Origin of the sequence: Actinomadura sp. NPDC049753 (assembly GCF_040674655.1) — a bacterium.
Lineage (GTDB): Bacteria > Actinomycetota > Actinomycetes > Streptosporangiales > Streptosporangiaceae > Spirillospora > Spirillospora verrucosospora.
In genome coordinates this window covers 1-7,403 of sequence record NZ_JBFARL010000297.1, presented here as the reverse complement: position 1 = coordinate 7,403, position 7,403 = coordinate 1, and the positions used below count along the sequence as shown (strand labels likewise).

Below are 7,403 nucleotides of genomic sequence, written 5' to 3'. Positions count from 1 at the left end.
TTGCTTGTGGCGCCCGCCGCCGCGTTCCACCATGTTGCGGGGTTTTTGGCGGCCGGGGCGGACGCCGGGTGGGCCCCCGCGGCGTGCGCGGGGGCGGGCGCGTCCGGCCTGCTGGTCGGCGCGTTCGGGGATGGTGGCCGCGATCCCGCGGCGCCGCAGTGACCGGCGGATCGCGGCCGAGCTGTAGGCCTTGTCGGCGATCACCCGATCGGGCCGGCACCGAGGACGACCCGAACCGGGCCGCGGCACAGTGATCGCCGCCAGGACTTGTGGGAAGGCGGTGCAGTCGTTGACATTGCCGGGCGTGAGCACGATCGACAGCGGCAGTCCGCGTCCGTCGACCGCCAGATGGACCTTGGTGGTCAAGCCGCCCCGTGACCGCCCGAGTGCCTGCCCGGCTGCCGGTGATGCCGGGTTCGTCCCGTGCGGTTCCCCTTTTTGCGGGCTCCGGCGGCGTGCTGGTGCGCGCGCACGATGGTGGAATCGACGCTGACGGTCCAGTCGATGCGGTCGACCGAGTCGTCGTGGACCTGCACGTGGGTCAAGATCGCATCGAAGGTACCGTCGGCGGCCCACCGCCGGTACCGCTCATAGACGGTCTTCCAGTTGCCGTACCGGTCGGGCAGGTCCCGCCACGGAGCACCAGTGGCCAGCTTCCACAAGATCCCGTTCAGCACCGTGCGGTGATCGGCCCACCGGCCACCCCGGGCGGGCTGCGCGGGCAAAAGCGGCTCGATCCGCCGCCACGCCGCATCGGTCAACTCATGCCGTCGCACCACGACACACCATCAACCCACAGCTGAAGATCAACCTCAGCCAAACACCAAGATCTACCGGACACGGCCTAGGACGCGAACGCCGCCGCCGGGGGTGGCCCACCTCCGCCCATGCGTTTCGGCCTCGGTGGGAGGACCAAGCCGACAACCCCTGTGACCTGCGAAGATCATTTTCGGCCCAGGGATAGGCCACTTTCGGACAGCAATGTTTGTATCCACCGCCGCGGCCGTCCCACCGCCGCCGACCGGCGCCCCCACCGCCGCACGCCTCTACCCCGTCGACGTTTCCGCAGGTCAAGCGCCACATGGCGCAGTCCTCTGGTCTGCGGCGTCCCCGCTTGGACGGCCTGCTTGACCGGACCAATGACTCCCTGGGGGGACAAGTCGCCTCAACCGTCACAGGACGTTCATCTGCGACTTCATCGTCTTCTCGTCCCAAACGTTAACTCTCGCCCATTACCGTTCGAGCACCACCGCGATCCGCGGCCCCCCAACCCCCAGCGGCGAGAGGAGCACGACCCCCGTGACGTCTCGTGGTCAACGCGCGCGCGTGCTCGCCGCCGTCGCCGTGGGCGCGTCCGCCCTGCTCGTGGCCGTGTTCCTGGGCTTCCAGGCCTTCCGGGAAGAGCCGGCGACCGCCGCTCCGCCGATGCCGTCGCCCGACGCGTCCCGTCCCGCCGAGCCCGCCACGACGGCGTCGCTGCCGCCCGCCGCGCCGCTCCGCCTCGAAGTGCCGCGGATCGGCGTCCGGACACCGCTGATGAAGCTGGCCAAGAACCCGGACCGGACGGTCGAGACGCCGCCGCTGAGCCGCGCCCAGGAGGCCGGCTGGTACCGCCTCGGCGCCGCGCCCGGCAGCCGGGGCGCGGCCGTGATCATCGGGCATGTGGACTCGGCGCGCGGCCCGGCCGTGTTCTACCGGCTGGGAGAGCTGCGCCCCGGCGACCGGGCGAGAGTCCTGCGCGCCGACGGCCGCACCGCCGTGTTCCGGGTCGACTCCGTCGAGCGGTTCGGCAAGGACCGCTTCCCCACCCGCCGCGTCTACTCCGACCCCGGCTACGCGGCGCTCCGCCTGATCACCTGCGGCGGGCGCTTCGACCGCGCCACCGGCCACTACGTGGACAACGTCATCGCCTTCGGCCACCTGACGCGCACCGAAGGGAACCGCTGACATGCGCCCCGTCTCCGGCGCCCCCGAAGGGCCCCGCCCCCACCAGGGACGGCACCGCCTCCCGCACCCGGCTCCGCACGGCGGGGCGTCCCCCGTCCGGCGGACGCCCGGGCCGGGACACCTGGCGTCCCCGGTGGCATGGGGAGGACCAGGCGCCCACCGCGCCCTCTCCCCGACCGTCACCGTCCCCGACCGGACGGCGGCTGCGCTCATGCCCCCGCCGGTCCGGCGCCCCCCGACCCCGGCTCCGCCCCCACGCCCGCCCGTCCACGCCCGGCCGCGCCCCGCCCCGGCGCCGTCCCGCCAGGGGAAGGACGGCAAGCGCGACCAGCCCTCCGTGCGCGCCGACGCGATGCGCGTGACCGTCCTGATCCCGGCGCACAACGAGGCGAAGCAGATCACCGAGACGATCGCCTCGCTGCGCCGCCAGGAGCGCCCCCCGGACCACATCATCGTGATCGCCGACAACTGCACCGACGCCACCGCCGCGTTCGCGCAGCTGTGCGGCGTCGAGATCGTCGGCACCCGCGGCAACGAGCACAAGAAGGCGGGCGCGCTGAACCAGGTGCTCGACCGCCTGCTGCCGATCTTCGGCCCGAACGACGCGATCATGGTGATGGACGCCGACTCGGCGCTCGACCCCGGTTTCATCCGGAACGGCGTCGACTACCTGGCCACCGGCCGGTACGCCGCCGTCGGCGGCACCTTCACCGGCAAGCCGGGCGGCGGCGCCGTCGGCATGTTCCAGCGCAACGAGTACGCCCGCTACGCCCGCGACGTCCGGCGCCTCCAGGGCAAGGCCCTCGTCCTCACCGGAACCGCCACGATCTTCCGGGCCGCCACGCTCCAGGAGGTGGTCGCCGCCCGCCGGGACCGCCGCCTCCCCGGCCTGCCGCACGTCTACGACGTCCGCGTCCTGACCGAGGACAACGAGCTGACCCTCGCCATCCTCCACCTCGGGTTCCGCATCCTCTGCCCGAAGGAGTGCACGCTCACCACCGAAGTGATGCCGACCTGGCGCGAACTGGCCCAGCAGCGGCTCCGCTGGAAGCGCGGCGCGCTGGAGAACCTCGTCGACTACGGCTGGACGCCCGTCACCCGGCCCTACTGGGGACGGCAGCTGCTCTCCCTGGTCGGCATCCTCGTGATCACCGCCTACCTGCTCTCGCTCACCTACTCGGTGATCTGGCTCGGCGGGATCCAGATCAGCCCGCTGTGGGCCGGCATCACGGTGATCTTCATGGTGGAGCGCGTGGTGACCGTCCGCCGGCGCGGCCCGGCGCAGATGGCGATCGCCGCCACCATCGTCGTCGAGATGGTCTTCGACGTCTTCCTCCAGATCGTCCAGGCGCGTGCGTTCTGGCAGGCCGCCTGGCGCAAAGAAAGGAAATGGTGATCCATGTACAACAACCCCCCGATCGGCGGCGTGGCCGCCGGCTTCGGCGGCGCCGCCGCGGCGTCCCCCTGGCTCGGCCTCCAGGCCCTCTGGCTCGGCCTCGCCCTCTTCACCCTGGTCTCCGCGGGCCTCGCGGTGAAGCGCATCCTCCCCGCCCGCAAGGGCTGACGGTGAAGGCCGGGCCCCTCCCCGGCCTTCACCCCTCTCCGGTAAGTTCCGGCGAATGGGCTCAACAGCGGGCACGGTCGCGACGGCGTGCGGCATGTTCGCGGCGACGAACGTCGACGACCTCATCGTTCTGACCGTCCTCTTCCTGTCCGGACGCGCGACCGGGTCCCCGCGGCCCTGGCAGATCTGGGCGGGCCAGTACGCGGGCATCGCCGCCCTCGTCCTCGTCTCGGTGGTCGCCGCACTGGGCCTGACGATCGTCCCGGACGAATGGGTCGGCCTGCTCGGCCTCGTCCCGCTGGCCCTCGGCGTCCGCGGCCTCGTCGCGGCCGTCCGCGCCGGCGACCACGACGGCCCTCCCGCGGTGGCCTCGGGCCTGCTTCCGATCGCCGGCGTGACGATCGCCAACGGCGCCGACAACATCTCGGCCTACACGCCGGTCTTCCGCACCATCGGCCCGGAGTCCACCCTCGTCACCGTCGCGGTCTTCGCGGCGGGCGTGGCCCTGTGGTGCCTGGCCGCGTCCTGGCTGGGTTCGCACAAGAAGGTCATCGACCTCCTGGACCAGCACGGCCGATGGCTGGTCCCCGTCGCCTTCATCACCATCGGAACACTGATCGTCCTGCAGTCCGCCGCCGACCTCCGCCACGCCCTCGGCCTCTGACCCCGGCCCCTGCGTCGAGACGAACCGCAGCCGGAAGCACAGCCTGCCGGGCGCAAAAGCAGGGCCGGGCCCCCCGTGGAGGGGGCCCGGCTGAATTCTTCGCGATCAGCGCTTCGGCTGCTCCGTGGTGGAGTCGCCAGAGCGAGGAGCCTCCTGCGGGGGGCACTTCTTCTCTTCGTCCTTGTCCTTGCCACCGGTCACTGCGAGCACGGCCCCGACAGCCGCTGCTCCGATGACCTGTCGCCGGGTGATCTTGGAATCTCCCATGGTTCGCTCTTTTCTCTTGTTTTTCAGTTGACTGCGGGACCGAGCCCGCAGGAGGTACCGTCCGCGCACAACGCCCTAGCGCAAGCGGCCGAGAGCATTCGGTGAGCACGGCGGCATCGCATCGGGCTCAGCGCGCGGAGACAGCGGCATCGCGCGCATCTGCCGGAACCAGGGAGGTGGGCCCCTGACCACCGAGAGCGCTCAGGCGCGATCGCGACTGGCTGAGCGAGCGGTTGCGCCGAACTCTTGAGGCTTCCCACGCCTCCGGCGAGACGGTCGGGATTCGGGTCCCGACCGGGCTCCGGCGCTCCGGCCCCGGCCGTCCCGTGTGAGAGAGACACATTCAAAGGAGATCAGACGAAAGCACCGACAGACGCGAAACTGCCTTTACGCGAACCCCGCAATTCACGTAAAGGCAGTCACTTCCGCGGCGTCAGCGGCCGGCTACTTGAACGAGGTGTAGCGGCCGTGGGGCGCGGTCAGCACGAAGCTCTTGTACTTCCCGGTCTTGCAGTTGCTCCACGTGTAGTACGAGTTCCCGTAGATCTTGCGCATCTCGAAACCGCGGGTGACGACCAGCGTCGTCTTCGGCGGCACCGTGGTCTCGTCGCTCTGCGTGGTGGTGATGCTCTCCGACTTCTCGAGACCGCCGCCGACCTTCACGTTCACCTCGGCGAAGATCCACGCCTTGAACGACGCGGAGGCCTCGACGCTGACGTTCCACTTCGTGCTCGCCTGCTTGGTGAGGGTGTAGGTGCGCTTCACCGACCGCTTCGACTTGTTGATCAGCTTGTCGCGCTCGCCCGTGGACTTGCGGTAGTTGACCTTGCGCTGGACCTTGACGGACCAGCCGGGGTCGCAGTGCGGGCTCGCGGCCCTGACGACCTTGTTGTGCGCCGCCACCTGCCCGGCGGTGCTGGAGTGGTCGGAGCCGGCGACCCCCAGTGCGATGGCCGGGACCGCGACCAAGGCCGCCGCTCCGGTGCCGATCGCGGCGATGCGGGCCGACTTTGCCTTTGAGCTCTTCACGAATTCTCCCTGTGTCGATACGCGATTTCCGATCGGTGGGGAGAGCCTAGAAATCCAGGCAGAAAGCACCCTAGGGCCTTAGGGCCCTACGCGGCGCTGACGGGGACCCCAAGCCCGGCACCCAGAACGTGCGTTGCAGAGAAAAGGAGCAGATACCGGGCATCGAGATGACGCACCTTCCGGTTCCCCCTTGGGCCCGCGGCGCGGGATTTCCATGACGAGGACAGGCGGGGCGATTCTCCGCACGCATTCCGTCGCCTGGACCTGCCGAGCAACGCCGACTCAGGCCGACTGCCACCGTCCAAGATCATCTGCCTCTGCCGGCACATGCGATGGCGCGTGCCGCTCCAAAGCCCCGATGGCTTCGGGCCCGTCCAGTCCGCCTGACCGCTGATCGGTCATCACCCGAGCCGCGCGGCAGCGATCGCCCGACCGTGCACAGACCCCAGCCACCCATGGCGATCGCTCGCCACTGCCCCATCCGCGCATGGAGACGGATCCTGGCGCCTTGCAGGCACCGGTTGACCCCGGTCAGAGGCGAAGCCGCATCTGGGTTCAGGCGGAGCGGGAGAACGTCACGTAGTCGGCGACCAACCGGTAGCCGAGACCTTGATAGGTGGCGCTACTCGCCGGGGTCGCGACGTGCACGATCTCCGTCGCGCCGACGGCCAGCAGGGAGCTGGTGACGGCGGCCACCAGGGCGGTCGCGTAGCCGCGCCCCCGATGCTCGGTCGCCGTGTAGATCGGGTCGAGGCGCATCGCCGAGCCGAACCGGGGCCCGTGACCGGCCACCGCCACCACGCGGCCACCGGTCTCCCAGACGTACAGGTCACCGGCGGCGAGGCGGCCGGCGACGGCACCGAGCGTGCCGTGGCCCCGGGTGACGGCCTCGTACCAGCGGTCCAGCAGATCGTGGTCCGTCGGCGCCGCGGGCCGCGCGAAGCCGTCCGGCCCCGGGCAGGGCCGAAGCGTCTCCAGCCGATACAGCCGCAGTCGGGGACCGACCGACCGTCCGGGACATCCCGACGCGAACGCCTCGGCAAGGTCACTGCGGCCCTCCCACGCGTGGGGCGCGCCCTCCAGGTACCCGGGCAGCGCAGCCGCGGCCTCCCCCGGCATGTCGCCAAGGAGCAACGGACCGAAGGACGGGCGGACGAACGCGCCACCGACCGTGCCCCCGGGGTCCGTCCACCATCCGAACAGCGGCGGGGTCCCCACACCACCGGAGCGGCGGAACGCGGACAGCGCGATCAGCAGGGGAAGGTTGGTCGCAGCCCGCGCGAGCAGGAACTCCTCCCCCACGCCGAACTCGTCCAGGTCCGTCGCCATTGACCAGCCGGAAGTCAACGCCACTACCGCCCCCTCCGTGCAACGGGAACCACCGAACTTCTTCGAGCATCGGCGAAGCAACCGCGCCAGGCGCCACCCGCGAGCAGGCGCCTTCCATCTTCCAGCAGGTAGCCGGGCTCGCCCGCCGCGGCCCGACGAGGCGCGGCCGCTCCATCGAACCGCACTTCAAGAACTACGCGAAGACGCCGACGCCATGATCATTGCGTGCTGCCGGTGGGGCCGGACGGTCGTGAGTGCACCACGAGAGAGTCTCGGGGTGTCACGTTAAAAGGAGAACGACCATGACTGCTCCGGGTAGGTCCCGCGAGGATGTCACGGACAAGCTGCGGGTCCTCGCGACCCTGGCTCCTCTGGCCGCCGAAAGCCCGACGGCCGCGAAGCTGTGCGGCGAGCTGGCCCGGGAGCTGCGTCCCGTCATGCCGACGGTGCTGCGCGGGTTCCTCCTCTTGACCTTCGCCGACACCGTCGCCACGCTCATGAAGCCGGGCGGCCCCCTGGAGGACTTCCTCAAGGGCGGTCCCTCCACCGGCGGCGCCCACAAGAGCTCCGACACCAAGTGACGGCCGCCTAGCTTAGGCGACC

General features: G+C 70.8%; 8 protein-coding genes and 1 pseudogene. 5 read left to right on the top strand and 4 right to left on the bottom strand.

Annotation, left to right across the window (positions count from 1 at the left end):
• Positions 1-93: 93 nt before the first annotated feature.
• A pseudogene (locus AB0K37_RS38970) lies at positions 94-779 on the bottom strand (IS5 family transposase); the annotation flags it as partial.
• Positions 780-1,299: 520 nt separating this feature from the next.
• Here AB0K37_RS38970 and AB0K37_RS38965 point away from each other — a divergent pair.
• From AB0K37_RS38965 to AB0K37_RS38950, 4 genes are read left to right on the top strand one after another with little or no spacing between them, the layout of a single operon-like run.
• Positions 1,300-1,947 carry a class F sortase gene (locus AB0K37_RS38965; RefSeq protein ID WP_363990367.1) on the top strand — a complete coding sequence of 216 codons (648 nt, stop codon included), beginning with the start codon at positions 1,300-1,302 and terminating at the stop codon, positions 1,945-1,947.
• A gap of 1 nt (position 1,948) precedes the next feature.
• Positions 1,949-3,343 (top strand): glycosyltransferase family 2 protein, encoded by a 1,395-nt coding sequence (locus AB0K37_RS38960; protein ID WP_363990365.1) that lies wholly within the window; start codon positions 1,949-1,951, stop codon positions 3,341-3,343.
• 3 nt (positions 3,344-3,346) lie between these two features.
• Positions 3,347-3,511, top strand: coding sequence for a hypothetical protein (locus AB0K37_RS38955; protein WP_160160924.1), 165 nt, complete (start codon positions 3,347-3,349; stop codon positions 3,509-3,511).
• A gap of 55 nt (positions 3,512-3,566) precedes the next feature.
• The gene (locus tag AB0K37_RS38950) at positions 3,567-4,175 is read left to right on the top strand and encodes a cadmium resistance transporter (RefSeq protein WP_363990362.1); all 609 of its coding nucleotides are present in this window, start codon (positions 3,567-3,569) and stop codon (positions 4,173-4,175) included.
• A 105-nt stretch (positions 4,176-4,280) separates the two neighbouring features.
• Here the strand turns inward: AB0K37_RS38950 and AB0K37_RS38945 are convergent, their stop codons facing one another.
• The 3 genes from AB0K37_RS38945 to AB0K37_RS38935 all read right to left on the bottom strand — a co-directional run bounded on the left by AB0K37_RS38945 (position 4,281) and on the right by AB0K37_RS38935 (position 6,824).
• On the bottom strand, positions 4,281-4,442 hold the full coding sequence (locus AB0K37_RS38945) for a twin-arginine translocation signal domain-containing protein (RefSeq protein WP_363990359.1): 162 nt from the start codon (positions 4,440-4,442) through the stop codon (positions 4,281-4,283).
• Positions 4,443-4,886: 444 nt separating this feature from the next.
• The gene (locus AB0K37_RS38940) at positions 4,887-5,471 is read right to left on the bottom strand and encodes a hypothetical protein (protein ID WP_363990356.1); all 585 of its coding nucleotides are present in this window, start codon (positions 5,469-5,471) and stop codon (positions 4,887-4,889) included.
• 555 nt (positions 5,472-6,026) lie between these two features.
• Entirely contained in the window at positions 6,027-6,824 is a 798-nt protein-coding gene (locus AB0K37_RS38935) for a GNAT family N-acetyltransferase (RefSeq protein WP_363990353.1), read from the bottom strand.
• Positions 6,825-7,102: 278 nt separating this feature from the next.
• Between AB0K37_RS38935 and AB0K37_RS38930 the strand changes: the two genes are divergently transcribed.
• Positions 7,103-7,381 carry a hypothetical protein gene (locus tag AB0K37_RS38930; RefSeq protein ID WP_363990351.1) on the top strand — a complete coding sequence of 93 codons (279 nt, stop codon included), beginning with the start codon at positions 7,103-7,105 and terminating at the stop codon, positions 7,379-7,381.
• Positions 7,382-7,403 lie beyond the last annotated feature (22 nt).